16 protein-coding genes are annotated in these 19612 nt (G+C 61.6%); 4 read left to right on the plus strand and 12 right to left on the minus strand.

Annotation, left to right across the window (positions count from 1 at the left end):
* Positions 1-129: 129 nt before the first annotated feature.
* Positions 130-1011 carry a LysR family transcriptional regulator gene (locus P3T22_RS07405; protein WP_063499516.1) on the plus strand — a complete coding sequence of 294 codons (882 nt, stop codon included), beginning with the start codon at positions 130-132 and terminating at the stop codon, positions 1009-1011.
* Between the two features lie 124 nt (positions 1012-1135).
* Here P3T22_RS07405 and P3T22_RS07410 read toward each other — a convergent pair whose 3' ends face one another.
* From P3T22_RS07410 to P3T22_RS07460, 11 genes are all read right to left on the minus strand, one after another.
* Positions 1136-2458, minus strand: coding sequence for an NAD(P)/FAD-dependent oxidoreductase (locus tag P3T22_RS07410; protein ID WP_063499515.1), 1323 nt, complete (start codon positions 2456-2458; stop codon positions 1136-1138).
* Positions 2458-3750: an NAD(P)/FAD-dependent oxidoreductase gene (locus tag P3T22_RS07415; RefSeq protein WP_063499514.1), complete on the minus strand. Its 1293-nt coding sequence runs from the start codon at positions 3748-3750 to the stop codon at positions 2458-2460. Before P3T22_RS07415 ends, P3T22_RS07410 begins: the two co-directional genes overlap by 1 nt.
* Positions 3751-3823: 73 nt before the next feature.
* Complete coding sequence (locus P3T22_RS07420) at positions 3824-5428, minus strand: DUF3138 family protein (RefSeq protein ID WP_429324640.1); 1605 nt, start codon at positions 5426-5428, stop codon at positions 3824-3826.
* 39 nt (positions 5429-5467) lie between these two features.
* Positions 5468-6379 carry an ABC transporter permease subunit gene (locus P3T22_RS07425; protein ID WP_063499512.1) on the minus strand — a complete coding sequence of 304 codons (912 nt, stop codon included), beginning with the start codon at positions 6377-6379 and terminating at the stop codon, positions 5468-5470.
* A complete protein-coding gene (locus tag P3T22_RS07430; RefSeq protein ID WP_063499511.1) occupies positions 6376-7350 on the minus strand; it encodes an ABC transporter permease subunit in 975 nt (324 codons plus the stop codon). Before P3T22_RS07430 ends, P3T22_RS07425 begins: the two co-directional genes overlap by 4 nt.
* On the minus strand, positions 7347-8510 hold the full coding sequence (locus P3T22_RS07435) for an ABC transporter ATP-binding protein (RefSeq protein WP_063499510.1): 1164 nt from the start codon (positions 8508-8510) through the stop codon (positions 7347-7349). The genes P3T22_RS07430 and P3T22_RS07435 overlap by 4 nt, the downstream gene beginning before the upstream one ends.
* Before the next feature lie 209 nt (positions 8511-8719).
* Positions 8720-9841 carry a polyamine ABC transporter substrate-binding protein gene (locus P3T22_RS07440; protein WP_063499509.1) on the minus strand — a complete coding sequence of 374 codons (1122 nt, stop codon included), beginning with the start codon at positions 9839-9841 and terminating at the stop codon, positions 8720-8722.
* A 73-nt stretch (positions 9842-9914) separates the two neighbouring features.
* Positions 9915-11357, minus strand: a complete 1443-nt coding sequence (locus P3T22_RS07445; protein WP_429324641.1) for an aspartate aminotransferase family protein — start codon at positions 11355-11357, stop codon at positions 9915-9917.
* Positions 11358-11418: 61 nt separating this feature from the next.
* The gene (locus tag P3T22_RS07450; protein WP_063499507.1) at positions 11419-12753 is read right to left on the minus strand and encodes a glutamine synthetase family protein; all 1335 of its coding nucleotides are present in this window, start codon (positions 12751-12753) and stop codon (positions 11419-11421) included.
* A 32-nt stretch (positions 12754-12785) separates the two neighbouring features.
* Positions 12786-13580 carry a gamma-glutamyl-gamma-aminobutyrate hydrolase family protein gene (locus P3T22_RS07455; protein WP_063499506.1) on the minus strand — a complete coding sequence of 265 codons (795 nt, stop codon included), beginning with the start codon at positions 13578-13580 and terminating at the stop codon, positions 12786-12788.
* Between the two features lie 329 nt (positions 13581-13909).
* Entirely contained in the window at positions 13910-14113 is a 204-nt protein-coding gene (locus P3T22_RS07460) for a hypothetical protein (protein ID WP_035516723.1), read from the minus strand.
* A gap of 436 nt (positions 14114-14549) precedes the next feature.
* Between P3T22_RS07460 and P3T22_RS07465 the strand changes: the two genes are divergently transcribed.
* The 3 genes from P3T22_RS07465 to speB all read left to right on the plus strand — a co-directional run bounded on the left by P3T22_RS07465 (position 14550) and on the right by speB (position 17788).
* Positions 14550-15101 carry a cupin domain-containing protein gene (locus tag P3T22_RS07465; protein ID WP_063499505.1) on the plus strand — a complete coding sequence of 184 codons (552 nt, stop codon included), beginning with the start codon at positions 14550-14552 and terminating at the stop codon, positions 15099-15101.
* Positions 15102-15190: 89 nt separating this feature from the next.
* Positions 15191-16684: an aldehyde dehydrogenase gene (locus tag P3T22_RS07470; RefSeq protein ID WP_429324642.1), complete on the plus strand. Its 1494-nt coding sequence runs from the start codon at positions 15191-15193 to the stop codon at positions 16682-16684.
* Positions 16685-16819: 135 nt separating this feature from the next.
* Complete coding sequence (gene speB, locus P3T22_RS07475; RefSeq protein ID WP_063499503.1) at positions 16820-17788, plus strand: agmatinase; 969 nt, start codon at positions 16820-16822, stop codon at positions 17786-17788.
* Between the two features lie 186 nt (positions 17789-17974).
* On the opposite strand, the gene P3T22_RS07480 is transcribed toward speB, so the two are convergent.
* The gene (locus P3T22_RS07480) at positions 17975-19594 is read right to left on the minus strand and encodes a T6SS phospholipase effector Tle1-like catalytic domain-containing protein (protein ID WP_429324643.1); all 1620 of its coding nucleotides are present in this window, start codon (positions 19592-19594) and stop codon (positions 17975-17977) included.
* Between the last annotated feature and the right edge of the window lie 18 nt (positions 19595-19612).

Below are 19612 nucleotides of genomic sequence, written 5' to 3' on the forward strand. Positions count from 1 at the left end.
GTTGTCAGGCGCAGCGTTGCCTGACTGCAGCGGAGCAGCGATGTGCCGTTCATGAGGCCCGCGCGCGATTGCCGGCCTGCCTGATGCGTGATAGAAATCGGCGTCCGCATTCAAGGATCAAATGGTTCGATGAAACACAACGCCAAAGCACGTACACCGTTGTTCGATCTGGATCTGCTGAAGGCCATTGTCATGGTGGCCGATTGCGGCACGTTTACTGCGGCTTCCGCACGGCTTCATTCCACCCAGTCCACCGTGAGCCAGAAAGTGCGGCGCCTGGAGGACATGGCAGGACACAAGCTTCTCGAGCGAGGCAGTCGCGACGTAACGCCGACCGATGCCGGCGAAACCTTGCTCGCCTATGCACGCCGGATGCTGGCCCTCAACGATGAAATGATCGAGGCGCTGTCGGGCGCGACGGTGGGGCTAACTGTCCGGCTGGGCGTGCCGGAAGATTTCGTCGGCGGCCCGACAACCCATATGCTCGCCGCGTTCAACCGCAAGCATCCGCAGGTCAAGCTGGAAGTGACCAGCGGATTGAGCCGCGACCTGAGCAACAGCTACGATCGCGGCGACCTCGATCTGATCCTCGTGAAGCAGCGGCGCAACAGCCGCGAGGCGGTCGCGTGCTGGCCGGAGCAATTGAGGTGGATCGACAGTGCGAAGAGCCCTTCGATCCAGCTTGATCCGATTCCCATCGTCGCGTTTCCGCCGCGCGGGCTGTACCGTGACGACATGACCAATGCGATCGAAGGGCTCGGACGCCGCTGGCGGATGAGCTTCATCAGTTCGAGTTTGAGCGGAATCCAGGCGGCCGTTGCCGATGGTCTCGGCATCAGTCTCCTGCCCGCGCGCGCGGTGACAGCGGACCACGTCGTGCTGACACCGAAAAGCGGGCTGCCTGCAATCGAAACCATGGATATCGCGCTGCTTCACCGCCCGACAGCCGATGCCGCCGTCAAGGAACTCGCGCGTGCGTTGGCGCGTATGTTCGGGCCGCAGCGCCGATGAGGCACGCGAACATTGGCGGCCGTGGTCGTAGTCGTGGTTCTGGGTGTGCAGCATGTGCGGGGGATGCACATGCACAATGGGCGGGCGCTAATAAAGGCACTCAACTCGTTGCCGGAAGAGCCGCCTAGAACAACTCGAGAATCCGGTGATACATCATCCCGAGTTCTAGCGCCGGCCCACGCAGTGCCGGACCGCCCGGAAAGCGCGCATGCCGCAACTGTGCGAACAGATCGAAGGCCGCCGTCTCGCCGGCCATGGCTTTCGCAATCACGCGTCCGGCGATGCCGGTCAACGCGACGCCGTGCCCGGAAAAGCCTTGCACGTAGAAATAGTTCGGATCGATCGAGCCGAAATCGGGTGCGCGATTGCGCGTCACGTCGACAAAACCGCCCCACGCATAGTCGATTCGCACATCGCCGAGTTGCGGGAACACGCCGATCATGCGCTTGCGAATCTCTTCGCCGAGTTGCACGGGCGACGCGCCGGTCGAACTCGCGCGCCCGCCGAACAGCACGCGATGATCAGCCGACAGACGGAAGTAATCGAGAAAGAAGTTGTTGTCGCAAATCGCCTCGCGCCCTTTGATCAGGGCGTCCGCACGCGCTTTGCCTAGCGGCTCCGTGGCGACGATATACGACGCAATCGGCGCGATGCGCGCGGCCACCGGCGCGGGCAATACATCGCCGATCGTCGCATTGCCGCACGCCGCGACGAAGCGGCAGCGCACCTCGCCGCTAGCGGTACGCACTACAGGCCGCGCACCGCGCACGACTTCGATTACCGGCGAATGCGCGAACAGTTGGGCGCCTTCACGGCGTGCCGCATCGGCGAGGCCGAGGCAGTATTTGAGCGGATGCAGATGGCCGGAAAACGGATCGTAGACGCCGGCCAGATAGCGTTGCGAAGCGACGCGTGAACGCACTTCATCGGTATCGAGCCACGAGAGTTTCGTATAGCCCCAGCGTTGCGAGGCCGACTCCATCCACGAACGCAAATCCGGTACGCGCTTCGGTTTGGTCGCCACCGTCAGATAGCCGGCGGTGAAATCGCAATCGATGCCGTAACGCTCGATGCGCTCGCGCACCAAAGCGACACCCTCCACCGACATCGCCCACGCAGCACGCGCGCCGTCGAGACCGAGCTGACGTTCGATGATCTCGTCTTTCGCGAAGCCGACCAGGGTCTGGCCGCCGTTGCGGCCCGATGCGCCCCAACCCGGACGGTGCGCGTCGAGTACGACCACCGATAACCCGCGCGCCCGGCATTCCAAGGCCACCGACAAACCGGAGAAGCCCGCGCCGATCACACAGACGTCGGCCTCCAGGGCGCCGTCGAGCGTCGGATCGTCGGCAAACAGACGCGTGGCGCTCGCTTCGTAGTAGGAGTTGGCGATCAGCGCATCGGCGCGGCGGTCGAGGGTGTTAAAGCCAGGCGTCGGAGCATTCATCAAAGCAGGTCCTTCATTCGGTACCAGGCCATCGCAAGCACGAGGGCAGGGGTGCGCAGTGTAGCGCCGCCGGGGAAGTCGCGGTGACGAATCTTGCCGAACAGATCGAAGCGCGACGCCTGGCCGTCGATCGCCTCGGCGATCAGCTTGCCCGCGAGGCCGGTGGTGTTCACGCCGTGGCCGGAGAAGCCCTGCGCGAAATACATAGTGGGCGACAGCCGGCCGAAATGCGGCGCGCGATTCATTGTAATGTCGACGAAACCGCCCCACGCATAGTCGATTTTGACATCGTCGAGTTGCGGGAAGGTCTTCAGCATATCGCGGCGCATCGCCTCGGCGAGGTTGCGCGGCTCGAAGGTCGAATAGCTGACTTTGCCGCCCCACAGCAGGCGGTTGTCCGGGGCTGGCCGGAAATAGTCCAGCACGAAGCGGCTGTCGCACACGGCCGCTTTTGCCGGCATCAGCGCTTCGGCGCGATCGGGGTCGAGCGGTTCGGTGGCGATCACGTAGGTGCCGACCGGCATGATCTTGCTGGCGAGATCCGGTGCGAGTTCGCCGAGATAGGTATTGCAGGCGAGCACGACGAATTGCGCGTTCACCTTGCCGCGCGCGGTTTCGGCCACATGCCGGCCGTTTTCCTGGCGCAGCGCGGTGACGCAGCTGTCTTCGAAAATCTGTACGCCGGCGGCGCGTGCCGCGCGCGCCAGGCCGAGCGTGTAGTTCAGCGGATGCAGATGGCCGCTGTCCGCATCGAACAGGCCGCCGAGGTAGCGTTGCGATTGAACATAGTCGCAGACGCCATCGGCGTCGACATAACTGAAGCGGTCATAGCCGAAGCGCCGTTGCGCTTCGTCGCGCCATTTTTGCAGCGCATCCGTATCGCGCGGCTTGTTCGCCGCGGTTAGATAGCCGATGGTCAGGTCGCAGTCGATCTGATGCTTCGCGACGCGCTCCTTGACGATATCCAGGGTTTCAAGCCCCATGTTCCAAACTCGCTTCACGTCATCCGCGGGCATGAACTTCGCGAATGTGTCGATATCGCAGGCAAAGCCGCCGATCAACTGGCCACCGTTGCGGCCGCTCGCGGCCCAGCCGACTTTCGATGCTTCGAGCACCGCGACCGAATGACCGCGTTCGGCGAGATTCAACGCGGTCGAGATGCCGGTGAGGCCCGCGCCGATCACGCAAACGTCGACGTTGAGCGTTTCTTCGAGCGGGGGATGGCGGGTGGTGTCGTTAGCGGTTGCTGCGTAATACGAGGTGACGTGAGGCTGGTTTGAGAATCGGAGCATAGGCAGAGCATGCGGAAGAGACCTTGGCGCGTGGCCCGCGGTCAAACCGGGCCACGCGATGAGGCGGGTCGTTTTAGAACGAGTAGATGAACTGCGTCGCGAGCAGGTCGTTGGACTTGCCGTACGAACCGTCGTTCTTCAGGAACACCTGTTTGTTCGCCCAGTCGTGACGGTATTCCACTTTGACCGTGATCTGCTGGGTCGGGTAGAACAACAGATCGAGCGCGGCGTCCTGATGGATTGCGCCCCTGCACTCGAAGCCGAGGCCGCCGTTCGTCTTCGAATTGGCGAGGCAGTCCGCGCCGATGCCGAAGCCGTCAGCCGTGTCCATGCCGTTCGCATTCAGCGCAACGCCGCCGCCGCCGCCGCCGTTCTTGCTGTCGACCAGCAGGTCATAGCGAGCGGTCAAGCCCATGCGGCCCACCACCGGCATGCTGAACTTGCGGTGCGCGAGCAGCGACAGGCCGTACCATTGTGCCTGGCCGCCGTTGAATGCGGCGTTCTGCTGCTGGCCGTAGTCGACTTCGGCGTTGTACTGGACGTCGGCCTGCGTGTAGGCCAGATCCGCTTCACCGAAGAAGAACGTGCCGAAGGCGTTGGATGCCTGACCGCCCACGCCGTAGACGAACGAGCCCGGAATCGGGTTGCCGTTGGCGTCGGTTGCCTGTGCGCTAGCCAAAGTCTGACGGCCGATATTGAACGAGCCGCCAATATCCAGCGCGCTCGACCACGTGTAGTCGACGCGAGCCGTGAAGGTCGGGATCTTGTTGCTGCTGCTGATCGGGTCGCCCAGCGCATTGGTGCCCGTCTGCACCACCGAGCCATACGTGCGGTACTGTTCGTTGCCCAGCATGAACTTCCATGCCCAGTTGCTGCCGTCGCCCGTGTAGTTCACGCCGACGCCGACATAGCTGCCCGGATCGGAGAAGTCATACAGCAGGTTGTGCGTGAGCGTCAGCATCTGGTTTGACTGCTGCACTTCATAGCCGCCGAAGCTCGGCATCAAACCGGCCACGAAGGTCGTCGTTGCCGTCACCGGGACGGTCACGACAGCCGTATTCAGAATGTTGTTGCCGATATTGCCGTGCTCGTTGGCCAGCAACGTGATGCCGTTGCCGCGGTTCGGCATCAACGTGACCTCGGCGGAAGGCGCCATCGGGCCGACACCGAAGGTCTTCTTGATGTCGAGGTACAGATCGCCGAACGTACTGTTGAAGTAGTTGTAGCTGCTTTCGTGGTTCGCGAACAGGAACGACGAGCTGCTAGCCGCGCGGTTGTAGATATAGGTCGGATCGATATAGCCCGTCACCGACAGACCCGCGAGAGGGCCGGTATTCTGCGCGTCCACCAGCGAATCGACCTTCAGCTGCTGGTTGGCGAGCTGCTGCTTCATCGAATCGACCTGGTCGTTGGTCAGCGTCGCGCGTGCCTTGCCGTAGTCCGGCGAAGAGATGTCCACCGGCGCTTCCGCGACGGCCGGCGCCGGGGCCGGTGTGGCCGCAGCCGCAGCCGTAGCCGCTTTAGGCTTGGATGCTACCTCCGAGCGCAGCTGCTTCACCTCCTTCTGCAGTGCGTTGAGCTGGGCCTGGAGCGCCTTGATCTGGTCGCTGGTGGCGTCCGCCATGGCAAAGCCAGGCAGACTCCCCGCCACCAACAGACAGATGAGCTTCTTTCTCATGCAAAATTCTCCTTATTAGTCGTATTGCAAAAAGACTTCTTATGCGCTGGCCGTATCGAGCGACTTCCGTACGGCGGCTTGTTGTGGTGCTGACGGCAAGGGGTCGGCGGCTTCGGCGAGTGCGAAAGCCATCTGCATGTCGCGGTTGCGCTTGCGTTCACGCAGCTGCATCCAGCGGTTGACGGCGATTACGCCGATCGTCACCGTGGTGATGAAGATAGTTGCCAGCGCATTCATTTCCGGATTCAAACCGAGGCGCACGCGCGAGAATACGACGAGCGGCAGCGTGGTCGAGCCGGGACCCGACAGGAACGCGGACAGCACGAGGTCGTCGAAAGACAGCGTGAACGACAGCAGCCAGCCGGACATCAGCGCCTGCGAGATCAGCGGCAGCGTGATCAGGAAGAACACCTTGAGGGGCGTGGCGCCGAGATCGAGCGCGGCTTCTTCGAGCGACTTGTTGAGCTCCTTCACCCGCGATTGCACGATGATCGCCACGTAGGACACGCACAGCATCACGTGGCCGATCCAGATCGTGAAGAGACCGCGGCCCTTCGGCCAGCCGAGCATCTGTTCGAGCGCGACGAACAGCAACAGCAGCGAGATGCCCTGAATCACTTCGGGAATCACGAGCGGCGCGTTGATCATGCCGGCGAACAGCGTAAAGCCGCGAAAGCGTCCGAAGCGGGCCAGCACGAACCCTGCCCACGTACCGATCACGACGGAGGCGAACGCGGTCAGCAGGCCGATCTTCAGCGACAGCCACGCGGCATTGAGCAGTTCGTCGTCCTGCAGCAGCGCGCCATACCATTTCAGCGAGAAGCCGGACCAGACCGTGACGAGCTTCGACTCGTTGAACGAATACACCACCAGGCTGATGATCGGGATATACAGAAACAGAAACCCGATGGTGAGTACAGTCGTGGACAGCGTTTTATTAGGCTTGATCATTTCGCGCCCTCCAGTTCCTTGACCTGGTAGTACTGGAACACGGCCATCGGCACGAGCAGCAGTAGAACCATGGCGACGGTGACGGCGGATGCCATCGGCCAGTCCATATCGTTGAAGAATTCATCCCACATCACACGGCCGATCATCAGCGTGTCGGCGCCGCCCAGCAGTTCAGGAATCACGTACTCGCCGACCGCCGGAATGAACACCAGCAGACTGCCGGCGATGATGCCGTTCTTCGACAGCGGCAACGTGATGCGCGTGAAGGCGGTCCACGGTTTGCAGCCGAGGTCGTAGGCCGCTTCGAGCAGCGTCAGATCCATCTTCACCAGGTGCGCATACAGCGGCATCACCATGAACGGCAAGTACGAATAGACCATGCCGATATAGACGCCAATATCCGTGTGGTAGAGGCGCAACGGCGAATGAATCATGCCGATGGCCATCAGCGTGTGATTGAGCAGGCCGTCGTCCTTCAGGATGCCGATCCATGCATAAACGCGGATCAGGAACGACGTCCAGAACGGCAGCATCACGCCCATCATCAGCAGGTTGCGCCTGGTGGGTTCCGAGCGGGCGATGTAGTACGCAATCGGATAGCCGATCAGCAGGCAGAAGAAGGTCGAGATCCCGGCCATCTTCAACGAGCTGATATACGTCGCGACGTACAGATCGTCCTGAAGAAGGAACGCGTAGTGGCCGAGCTGCATCGCCAAATGCACCATGCCGTCCTTGACCGTCACGAGATCCGTGTACGGCGGAATGCCCAGGCGCAGATCGGCGAAGCTGATCTTCAGCACCAGCACGAACGGCAACGCGAAGAACACGAAGAGCCACAGGAACGGCACGCCGATCACGGTCGTGCGGCCCGACGGCAGCAGCATGGAAAGGCGTTGTTTCAGCGAGCCGAGCAGACGGCTGCCGGACGGCGCGCCGAGCGCCGCGGGGGAGGAGGTAGTGGGATTGCTCATTGCGTCAGCACCACGCCGCTAGCCGGCGACCAGTAGACGAACACGTCGTCGTTATAGGAAGGGGCACCTTCGCTCATCAGGTGCGAGCTGGAGAGATTCGACACGATCGTCTTGCCGCTCGGCAGGCGCACGTGATACAGCGAATAGCTGCCCATGTACGCGACGTCCGAGACCACGCCGCGCGCCCAGTTGTGCGGCGTAGAAGGCTTGTCGAGCGAGACCTTCACGCGTTCCGGACGCACCGAGATGCCTACCGGCATGCCGAGCGGGCCGGTAATGCCGTGGCTCACATAGATGCGCGATTCGAGGTCCTCGCTTTCGACAAAGATGTGATCCGGTTCATCCGCGACCACTGTGCCTTCGAACAGGTTGGTCGAGCCGATGAACTCCGCCGAGAAGCGGCTATTCGGAAACTCGTAGACCTGGCTGGGCGAGCCGATCTGCACGATGCGGCCTTCGCTCATCACCGCGAGGCGCCCGGCCATCGTCATGGCTTCTTCCTGATCGTGCGTGACCATCACGCAGGTCACGTCGACCTTCTCGATGATGTTGACCAGTTCGAGCTGGGTTTTCTGGCGGATCTTTTTATCGAGCGCCGACATCGGTTCGTCGAGCAGCAGCAGCTTGGGGCGCTTGACGAGCGAGCGGGCCAGCGCCACACGCTGCTGCTGTCCACCGGACAACTGATGCGGCTTGCGCTGCGCGTATTTGCTCATCTGCACGAGATTGAGCGCGTCGCCGACGCGTTCCTTGATCTCGTTCTTCGGCACGCCTTCCTGCTTGAGGCCGAACGCGATATTCGCTTCGACGCTCATGTGCGGGAACAGCGCGTACGACTGGAACATCATGTTGACCGGCCGCTTGTACGGCGGCATCGCGGCGAGATCTTCGCCGTCGACAAAAATGCGCCCGGACGTCACCGTCTCGAGCCCTGCGAGCATGCGCAGAAGCGTGGACTTGCCGCAGCCGGAGCTGCCGAGCAGCGCGAACAGCTCATTCTTCGCAATGCTCAGGTTGACGTTGTCGACAGCGGTGCTGTCGCCGAATTTTTTCACGACGTTTTCGATGCGAACGAATTCGTCTGGTTTCGATTTTGTCGTCGATGCGGGGCGGGCCATCTGGGTGGCGCCGGCTGCGCTTTTTTGTGTCGTCGAGTTCATGATGTAACCATTCCTTGCGGATCACGGGCGCAAGTGTCTCCATACGAGGCGCGGAAAGCGGCTCACAAATGCGCTGCGATCGGAAAACATGGGACTGCGCGCAGGTGGGACGCTGGAAGCGCGCAGGCTGACTACCGTTACTGCCATTCATGCGCTCAGGGTTCGAGCGATCCCTGAGCGCGGGATCGATTCTTTTTAATTTGGCTTAATCAATGGCCGGTTTTAAGCTGCGCCCAAAGACGATTTTCAAGGCGCAGAACATCGGTCGGCATCGGCTTCATCAGTGTCATCTTGCTCAACACTTCGTCGCCCGGATAAACGGTCTTGTCCTGACCGACCGCCGGTGTGACGAACTGGCGCGCGGCCTTGTTCGCGGTCGGGTAGAACACTTCGTTGGTGATGGCAGCGTTGACCTTCGGATCTTCGATGTAGTTGATCCACTTCAGTGCGGCTTCAGGATGCGGGGCGTCTTTCGGGATCACCATCACGTCGAACCACAGCAGGCCGCCTTCCTTGACGTTCGAGAATTTCACTTCGTATGAACGCTTGGCTTCTGCAGCGCGGCGGCTGGCGATGCCGACGTCGCCCGACCATGCCACCGCGACGCAGACGTCGTTGTTGGCGAGGTCGTTGATGTAGCCCGACGAGTTGAACTGGGTGATATACGGGCGGACTTTCTTCAGCAGTTCGAACGCTGCCTGATAGTCAGCGGGGTTTGTGCTGTTCGGGTCCTTATGCATGTATTGCAGCGCGGCAGCGAAGACGTCGACGGGCTGATCGAGGAACGACACGCCGCAGCCCTTCAACTTCGACAGATTGGCCGGGTCGAACACCAGTGCCCAGCTATCCACCGGGGCATTGGCGCCGAGCGCCTTCTGCACGGCTTGCACGTTGTAGCCGACACCGTCAGTGCCGTAAGCCCAGGGCACACCGTACTGGTTGCCCGGATCGGCATCGGTAATCATCTTCATCAACACGGGGTCGAGGTTCGCGAGGTTCGGCAGCTTCGACTTGTCGAGCTTCTGATACACGCCGGCCTGAATCTGCTTGGCCATGTAGTTCGACGTCGGGACCACGATATCGTAACCGGAGCTGCCCGCGAGCAGTTTGGCCTGCAACGTATCGTCACTATCGTAGTTGTCGTATTTGACGTGAATGCCGTCCTGCTTCTCGAAGTTCGGAATCGTGTCCTTGGCGATGTAGTCCGACCAGTTGTAGACATTCAGTTCCGTGTCGGCCGCAAGGGCCGGCGTAACCGACAACGCCGCAAAACCCGTGAAGGCGAGAAGCGCGGCCCCCGCGACCGCATGACGAAGATGACAAACGCTCATGGTTTTTTCCCTTGATATGAAGAACCGGCATGAGCGTGATTTGTGGGTGTGCCCATGCCGGAACAAACTGCCGTTACGAAATTCCGAGTTGTTGTGCGGTCGCATCGACGGCTTTTTTGGCCTTCGAAACGATCTCGTCGATTTCCAGCTTATTGATCACGAGCGGCGGTGAGAGCAGCATCCGGTCGCCGGTGGCGCGCATGATCAGGTTGCCATTAAAGCAGAAGTCGCGGCAGATCGTACCGACGTCACCGCCATTGGCGAAACGCTTGCGCGCTTTCGGGTCTTCTGCGAGTTGCAGACCGGCCACCAGACCCGCGCCGGAGATTTCGCCGACGATCGGGTGATTGGCGAAGGTGTCGCGCAGCTTCTTCTGGAAGTACGGACCCGTGTCGGTTTTGACGCGCTCGATGATCTTCTCGTCGCGCAGCAGTTTCAGATTGGCCACCGCCACGGCTGCCGCCACCGGGTGACCGGAGTAGGTGAGGCCGTGATTGAAGTCGCCGTGCTCGATGATCGCTTTGGCCACGCGATCATGCAGACCGACTGCGCCCATCGGCACATAGCCGCTCGTCAGGCCCTTGGCCAGTGTGATCAGATCCGGCTCGAAACCGAAGTGCTGATGCGCGAACCATTCGCCGGTCCGGCCGAAGCCGCCGATTACTTCGTCGGCGACCAGCAGGATGTCGTACTTGCGGCAGATGCGCTGGATTTCCGGCCAATAAGTTGAAGCCGGGAAGATCACGCCGCCCGCGCCCTGGAAGGGCTCACCAATAAACGCGGCGACATTGTCCGCGCCGATTTCGAGGATCTTCGCTTCGAGTTGCTGCGCACGGGCCAGCGCGAATTCTTCCGGCGTCAGATTGCCTTCTGCTTCGCCGAAGAAATACGGCTGGTCGATATGCACGATGTTCTCGACCTTCGAGGGCATCTGTTCGTGCATGTAGCCCATGCCGCCCAGCGTGCCGCCGGCGATCGTCGAACCGTGATAGCCGTTCTTGCGCGAGATGACAAACTTCTTCGAATGCTTGCCTTGCGTCGCCCAGTATTGATGGACGATGCGCAGCACGGTGTCGTTGCCTTCCGAACCGCTGTTGCAATAGAAGAAGTGGTTGAACGGTTCCGGTGCCAGTTCCGCGAGCAAGGCCGACAGTTCGATCACCGGCGGATGCGTCGTCTTGAAGAAGGTGTTGTAGAAGGGCAGTTCCTGCATTTGCCGGTACGCGGCGTCGGCCAGTTCCTTGCGGCCATAACCGACGTTCACGCACCACAAGCCGGCCATGCCGTCGATGATCTTGTTGCCTTCCGAATCCCACAGGTACACGCCTTGCGCCTTGACGATCACGCGGCTGCCGGCGCGATTGAGCGAACCCATATCCGAAAACGGATGGATGTGGTGCGCGGCGTCGAGTGCGCGGTATTCGGCGGTGCTGCGTTGTTGCGTGGCTTGTACGCTTGCGGCGGCGCTGGGTTGCGCCGGTTGCACGTAAGCGACTTCTTCTGTTCTGTAGCTCATACTGCCTCCAATTTTTTCGCGTTTGCGGGCGACGTCGTGAATAGAGACCCTGGATCCGGTCTTAAACGTGCAGCAGCAAATGCCGGCGTTCCCACGAGCTGATCACGCGGAAAAACGCTTCGTATTCGGTTTCTTTCAGTGCGAGGTAAGCCTTGACGAATTTTTCGCCGAGAATCTCGGCCATCGGTTCGCACGCGCCCATCAGCGTCAGCCCCTCTTCCAGATTGCGCGGCAACTGGTAGGGCAGTTCGTAACCGTCGCTGAGCAGCGGCTCGGTCGGTTCGAGCTTTTGCGTCATGCCAAGATACCCGGCAGCCAGCGTCGCTGCGATCGCCAGATACGGATTGCAGTCCACACCCGGAATGCGGTTTTCGATGCGGCGCGCGGCCGGGCCCGAATGCGGAATCCGGAAGCCCACCGTGCGGTTGTCGTAACCCCATGCCACGTTGATCGGCGCGGCCATGAAGCGCGACAGGCGGCGATACGAGTTGATGTACGGCGCGAAGATCGGCATCAGCGCCGGTGTGTATTTCTGCAGGCCGGCGATATAGCCGGTGAACATCGACGTGGGCTTGCCGTCCGGACCGGTGAACAGGTTCTGGCCGGTTTCTTCGTCCACGAGGCTCTGGTGCATGTGCATCGCCGAGCCCGGTTCGCCTTCCATCGGCTTGGCCATGAAGGTCGCGTACATCTTGTGACGCAGCGCGGCTTCACGCACCGTGCGCTTGAACAGGAACACGCTGTCGGCGAGTTTCAGCGGATCGCCGTGCATGAAGTTGATTTCCATCTGCGCGGCGCCGACTTCGTGAATCAGCGTGTCGACTTCCAGTTCCTGCACTTCGCAGTATTCATAGATGTCTTCGAACAGCGGATCGAATTCGTTGACCGCTTCGATCGAATACGCCTGGCGGCCGGTCTCCGGACGGCCCGTCCGGCCGATCGGCGGTTGCAGCGGCAGATCCGGGTCCTTGTTCATGTCGACCAGGTAGAACTCCAGTTCGGGCGCGATAACCGGCTTCCAGCCTTTGGCCTTATAGAGTTCGAGCACGCGGCGCAGCACACGGCGCGGCGAGATCGCGACGGGCGTGCCGTCGAAGTGAACGCAATCGTGAATCACCTGGGCGGTCGGATCGACGGCCCACGGAATCATGCGGATGGTGCTGGCGTCGGGCACGCACACCATGTCCGGATCGGTGACGCCGGTGAGCGTGCCGTCTTCCGGATAGTCCCCTGTGACGGTCTGGATCATCACCGCCTGCGGCAAGCGCATGGACTCGCCCGATTCGAACTTGCTGCGCGGAATGATCTTGCCGCGTGCGATCCCGGCCATATCCGGAATGATCGCTTCGATTTCGGTGACGCGGTTCTTCTTCAGGAATTCGTCGATTTCATGCATGGTTATTCTCTCAGTTTTGGTGCGCGACCGGCTCAGGCATGCGTGGCAGCGGCGGATGCCGCGCCATAGCCGGCCTTGGTGCGCATTCGATCGCGGCAGGCATCGCCGAAGGCGCGAAAGATCGCGGTGGAAAGCGCGTCGTTGGCATGCTTCCATTCCGGGTGCCACTGCACACCCAGCGCGAAGGCACGCGCATCTTTCACACTCACCGCTTCGATCAATCCGTCCGGCGCGGTGGCTTCAGCCACCAGTCCCACGCCCAACCGCTCGACGCCCTGACCGTGCAATGAATTCACACGCGCTTCATTCGTGCCGCCCGCGAGGCGCTGCAACAAGCCGCCCTGCGTCAGCGCGATCGAATGCGACGGTGCGTATTGCACGTCGAGGTCGTCTTCCTTGTTCTCGCGATGGTCGTTCAAGCCGGCCACCGCGTGAACGCTTTGATGCAACGTCCCGCCGAACACCACGTTCATTTCCTGAAAGCCCCGGCATACCGCCAGCACCGGCACGCCGGCGGCGATCGCCGCGCGCAGAAGCGGCAGCGTCGTCGCATCGCGTGCGGCGTCGTGCAGCGTGCCCGGCGCGCTGGGATGACCACCGTAGCGATGCGGCTCGACATTCGAATAGCTGCCGGTAAACAGTAAGCCGTCGACGGCGTCCAGCACGTCCTCGGTGGACTGACGCTCGCCGAGCGCCGGCAACAACATGGCCAGCGCCTGGGAGCCGTCCACGATCGCGGCGATGTACTTCTCGCCGGTGACGTGCGACGGGTGGACTCCCATCATCGTTCTGTCGGCGCTGATGCCGACGAGAGGTTTGTTTCGCATATCGGATAGACGTGTATGTTCCCCGCGGGACGCGGCATGAACAACGTTAAACACAGCGCGACACGATTCCGCAACCGGACGTAAGGCGTCAGGCCACCGGCGTAGTGCAGGCGTCCGTCGTCAACAGAACGCGCCGCGCGTGGTAGTCGGGGGTGGCCGTTCGATTCGATCCGCTGCGACGCGCAACTGATCTGATCCGTATGAGGCGCATAGGAATCCCTATGAGGCGCATAGGCGGCAGACGGCGCCGCACATGCACGAACGCCTGACTCAAGAGAGCGCGCTCACGCAACCGGACAAATCGAACGGCAAAGAAAAGGGGGGAGGCGCTACGGCAGCAGCGAGGCGACTTCGTCCGTGCGTACGGCAATGAAGGCGCGCGCGGAGATGGAGTTGTGACGTCGAACTGAACGGCGGGACAGGATCGTGAAGACGGACAGGAAGCGGCGGAACGCAAGGCTGCCGTTGCTGCCGTCGGCGATGGCGCCGTCAGCGCGAGGACAACTCGCCTGACTACGATTCCATCTCACCAAAGGGCCTCGGACTCTCACGATTACACTCGACTAGCGACGTTGAAAGTATTGAACGCTTGCTCGAAAAACGCACGGGGCGTTTAAAGAAACATCACGCTGGGATGATCGCCTTTGACCTATGCGAACCGGGTTCGCTGCATCAAAAAACACCCTTTCGTGCTTCGTGACGTCGGCATGACGATCGCCTGAGAACCATCGTATACGAGCCAATAATGCCGTCAAATCATTTTTATAAAAGATTTATCAGGGCTTTCCCGGGGGTGTCGTCAGAATCTCAGCCTGTGGGAACATTCATTGCGCACGTCATATTTCGGAATCCTTTCAGGGTTTTCCCCAGCGGCGCGACGATTAAAGTGATTAGAATATTCAACACTCGCGGGTGCAGGTTGCCCGAGCTCACGCGCCTCGATCGTCTCCCATGTCAGAGAACCTAGCGATGTCCATAGAAGTAGCGACCCGCCTGCAGTACATCCGTAAGAAGAATGGCCTGTCCCAGCGTGAACTGGCCAAACGGGCAGGGGTGACCAACGGCACGATCTCGCTGATTGAGCAGAACCGCGTGAGTCCGTCGGTTGGGTCACTGAAGAAGCTGCTCGAATGCATACCGATGAGTCTTGCCGAGTTCTTCACCTTTGAGGTCGAAGTGGAGCGCTGTGTCGTGTCGCGCCGCGCCGACATGCCGAATCTCGGCAATGAGTCGATCGAGTTCTATCTCGCGGGCTCCAGTGTGAAAGACCGCAACATGGGCATTCTGCGCGAGGTCTATCAGCCTCTGTCGGATACGGGGCCGGAAATGCTGGCGCACGAGGGGCACGAGGGCGGGGTGGTGGTTCGCGGTCAGATCGAACTGACGGTGGATGGCGTCACGTGGCTGCTCGACCCTGGTGACAGCTATTACTTCGAAAGCCGTCTACCGCATCGTTTTCGCAATCCCAGCGCGGAGCATCTCTGCGAGATCGTGTCGGCCAATTCGCCGCCCACGTTCTAAAGACTCCGCGCCAACGCGCCGCGACGCAGTTCCAGGCAGCTCGAAATCGGAGCCGGCGTGCGTCGAGCGCATAACATTGAGGCATCCTGATGGACAAGAAATCTCTCGCTTTCTGGCAAGACAAAGCCGCTACGCTTTCGATCGAAGGCCGTGCGTTTATCGACGGCGAGTACCGTGACGCCGCAGGCGGCCGCACCTTCGACTGCCTGAGCCCGATCGACGGCAAGCTGCTTGCCAAGGTGGCCGATAGCGGTGCGGCGGATGTCGACGCCGCCGTGGCAGCCGCACGCCGCGCGTTCGATTCCGGCGTGTGGTCCGGCCTCAATCCACGCAAGCGCAAGGCGATTCTCCTGCGGTGGGCCGCGTCGATCCGCGAGCATAGGGACGAACTCGCGCTGCTCGAAACGCTGGACGCAGGCAAGCCGATCGCCGACACCACCTCGGTGGACGTGCCGGGCGCGGCCTATTGCGTCGAGTGGTTCGCTGAAGCGATCGACAAGGTCGGCGGCGAGGTCGCGCCGGCCGATCATCATCTGGTGGGCCTCGTGACGCGCGAGCCGATCGGTGTGGTCGCCGCGGTGGTGCCGTGGAATTTCCCGATCCTGATGGCGTCGTGGAAGTTCGGCCCAGCGCTCGCCGCGGGTAACAGTGTCGTGTTGAAGCCTTCGGAGAAGTCGCCGCTTACAGCGATTCGCCTCGCTCAGCTCGCGCTGGATGCGGGCATCCCCGACGGCGTGTTCAACGTGGTGCCGGGAGCAGGCGAACCGGGCAAGCTGCTGGCGCTGCATCAGGACGTGGACTGTCTCGCCTTCACGGGCTCGACCAACGTCGGCAAGCTGATCATGCAATACGCCGGCCAGTCGAACCTGAAGCGCGTCTGGCTCGAACTCGGCGGCAAGTCGCCGAACATCGTGATGCCCGATTGCCCCGACCTCGACCGCGCGGCCAATGCGGCGGCCGGCGCGATCTTCTACAACATGGGCGAAATGTGCACCGCCGGTTCGCGCCTGCTCGTGCATCGCGATATCAAGGACGTGTTCCTCGACAAGCTGATCGCCGCCGCGCGCAGCTATACGCCGGGCAACCCGCTGGATCCGCAAACCTCGATGGGCGCGATCGTCGACAACGTGCAACTCGAACGCGTGCTCGGTTATGTCGAAGCGGGCCGCGCCGAAGCGAAGCTGTTGCTGGGTGGATCGCGCGTCAAGCAGGAGACCGGTGGTTTTTATATCGAACCTACCATCTTCGATATCCCGGCTTCCGGGGCGAAGGTTGCGCGTGAGGAGATCTTTGGGCCGGTGTTGTCGGTGATTACTTTCGACACGGTTGAGGAAGCGATCAGGATCGCTAACGACAGCGAATACGGTCTCGCCGCTGCCGTGTGGACCTCGAACCTGACCACCGCGCATGAGGTGTCGCGCAAGCTGCGTGCCGGTACGGTATGGGTCAATTGCTACGACGAAGGCGGGGACATGAATTTCCCGTTCGGCGGTTACAAGCAATCGGGCAACGGCCGTGACAAGTCGTTGCACGCGCTGGAGAAGTACACCGAGCTGAAGTCCACGCTCGTTCGGCTGCGCTAAAGGATTCGCAAGCCAGCGCGGCGACGCGCAGCAGGGCGCCGTCGCGTTCCCAATGAATCCGAAGCCGGACGCCGTACGCATCACCAGGAAGCCCCGCGTGCGGCTCCGGCATGTTTATCAGGTATCAGGTCATCTATGACTGAACTCGTTTATGGCGACGGCGCGATCCGTCGTTCGTCGCTTTATGGCTCGTCGATCGAAAACACCTATGCGGGTGTGTTGTCGTTCATGCGCCGCAAATACACCCGCGAACTCGACGGCGTCGACGTCGTGGTCTCCGGCGTGCCGCTCGATCTGGCTACCACGTTCCGCTCAGGCGCGCGTCTCGGCCCCGCGGCGGTGCGCGCGGCGAGCGTGCAGTTGTCGGAGTTGCACCCGTATCCGTGGGGCTTCAATCCGTTCGACGATCTTGCCGTGACCGATTACGGCGATTGCTGGTTCGACGCGCACAATCCCATGACGATCAAGGAGTCGATCGTCGATCATGCGCGCACGATCCTGCGCTCGGACGCGAAGATGCTGACGCTCGGCGGCGATCACTACATTACGTATCCGCTGCTGATTGCGCATGCGGAGAAGTATGGCAAGCCGCTCTCGCTGATCCATTTCGACGCCCACTGCGATACCTGGGCCGACGACAGCCCGGACAGCCTGAATCACGGCTCGATGTTCTACAAGGCAGTGAAAGACGGGTTGATCGACCCGAAGACCTCGGTGCAGGTCGGCATTCGCACGTGGAACGACGATTTTATGGGGATCAATATCCTCGACGCCGCGTGGGTCCACGAACATGGCGCACGAGCCGCGGTGGAGCGGATCACGTCGATTGTCGGCAAGCGGCCCGCGTATCTGACCTTCGATATCGACTGTCTCGATCCGGCGTTCGCGCCCGGCACGGGTACGCCGGTGGCGGGCGGTTTGTCGTCGGCACAGGGGCTGGCCATTGTGCGTGGGCTCGGTGCGTTGAATCTGGTGGGCGCGGATGTGGTGGAAGTGGCGCCCGCGTATGACCAGAGCGAGATCACGGCGATTGCGGCCGCGCATATTGCGTGCGATCTGTTGTGTCTTTGGCGGCAGCGGAAGGTGGCTGAACGCCAGGTGTAGCGGCTTGCATTTGAAAGCAGCCGTGCTTGCATTCGACGCGTGTTTTTGCTCGTAATAGCGGCAACCAGCGGCGCGGCGCATCCGGCACATGTCGATACGGATTGCGCTTGCCCGCTGGCCTCGATAGCGGTCGCGCGGGTTCTCTGTCACGTTATCGACGACACGCCCGCTCACCGGGCAACGCAGCTAGGTCGCAGCGGCATTGCCAGGTTGGCGGATGCCGCGATTGTTGGCCTGGTAGCTGGATTGGTCGCAATGAATGCCGCGCGGGTCGTACAACGCGCACGGCCACGACGTGAAGTGCGCCACTGAATCATGCACGTATTCCGCCAGCAATCCGTCCACCGCGGATGGCACTGCGTTTTGCTCATCCCACGCAGCAAGAATCTGTTCTTCATAGGCGCTTCGTGGACGCGGTGCCGGTGGCGGCCAGTCGCGGCTGCCGGCGCGCGGATCGACGGGGTTGCGCAGAAACGCGACCCGCTGCACGAGGCGGCGCTGCTCGGCAAGCAGTTGCCGCGCCTGTTCTTCAGGACGGGGCGGGACGTCATAGACCCACCTGTTGGGCGAGCAGGCGGGATGATCGCTATCGGTGGCGGGTGGCACGCTCGCGCAGGCTGTCCGACTGACCTTGCCATAGAGCTGCCCGAGTACGCGCGTGTCGGTGGACTGCCGGGCTATCATGCTGCGCCACTGAAAGTTCAGACGGCGATGGGCCTGGATCAGTGATTCCACGTCGCTGCCGCTCGCAGCAGGCAGGGCCGCCATGTAGCCGCGATACAGGCTCACCACCGGATCGTCGTCACCTAGCTCATAATCTGCGCGTAGTTTTGTATCCATCTGCTCCGGCAGTTGCAGCGGTACGCCAGCACGCAGCGCCTCGGCAAGCATATGGCGCAGCGGGATGCGCGACAGCCGGTTGCTGCGGCCCTGCTCGTCGGGCGCGTAGCCGCCGCCCACGTCCGAATGCACGCCGGGGTAGACGACTTCCTCGCAGTTGGCGGGATAGGCGCGGTCTACCCGCACGGAGTCGAGTGGAAACGCCTGTCTTACCTCGTGTGCGGCGACGTAATGCACGCACCGCTCCACTTCGGGCGGGATCGCCAGTTCCGCACCCCAATCGAGATGCAGTGCGGGTCCGCCGACCGACGCGACCGTATCGAACAGCCCCATGAACCTGATACGCAGCGGCACGCGCTCGCCATCCGGCGCTTTCCACCTCAAGCCACCATCGGTGCGCTCGCACCGGGTTTCAATCAGTTTTCGCACGAAGGCACGCGCCTCAGTAGCTCCACGCGAGAAGCCGAAGATGGCGAGGCTGATGAACTGCATGTATTTCCATGAAGGTGGACTCCATTCGCGTTCGAGGATTTGGGAAAACTCGGCGAGCGCAAACTTGATGCGCATGTCGCCACCGGCGCCCAACCCGAGTCCTAGCATGCCGCCCTGATCATCCCCGAGTGCGTCGGTGTAGCCCATGATCTTACGAATCTTGAACGGTGTGCCAACGCCTGGGATGTAGCGAGCGGATATCCCTCGTTTCTTCCGGTCATCGATCGCAGCCCTGAAGAGTTTGGCGACGTTCGACAGACGGTTAAGCGGGGTGTCCCGGTCCAGATTATTGTTGGTGCCGTCGAAGAAGAAGCTGAGCTTGGGATACAGGCGGCATTTGGCGTCTTTGAAAGAGTGCGGGCCGTCTTTGTTATCCGGGCGAAAGAGCTCACCAATGAGCTTGTCTCCGCCCTGACGGGCGGCCAGCTTGAATTCCTGGTCGGCAATTGGTGCGCCGGCTTGGCGAACGGTCATCTGTTTCCCCTTAAACGC

This window comes from Paraburkholderia sp. GAS348 (assembly GCF_050434205.1).
Lineage (GTDB): Bacteria > Pseudomonadota > Gammaproteobacteria > Burkholderiales > Burkholderiaceae > Paraburkholderia.